Here is a 312-nt window from a genome sequence, read left to right on the forward strand (position 1 = left end):
GTCGGAGTTCGATGAGGTCACCGGCGCCATCTTAGCCCGCTTCCGCTGGAACGCAGCATTTCCGGGCCCGTCATTGAGGTGATATGCAACCTCTCGGCCAACTCTTCTACCTGAGGCAGCGACGGCTTAACGAGCAGAGTCAGGCACGGACGGTTATCGCCCAGCAGCACCGCGTGTTCGAAGAGGGGGTCCTTCATGAGCGAATTCTCGATCGGCTGAGGCGAAATATTCTTGCCGTTAAGGGTGACGATGATGTCTTTGAGGCGATCGGTAATGACGAGAAAACCATCTTCGTCGATGTGCCCAATATCC

General features: G+C 56.1%; 1 pseudogene. It reads right to left on the reverse strand.

Features of this window, described 5'->3' with window-relative positions:
* Window positions 1-17: 17 nt before the first annotated feature.
* A pseudogene (locus ACZYTC_RS34320) lies at window positions 18-312 on the reverse strand (hypothetical protein); the annotation flags it as partial.

The sequence above is a fragment of the Labrys sp. F242 genome (genome assembly GCF_057813875.1).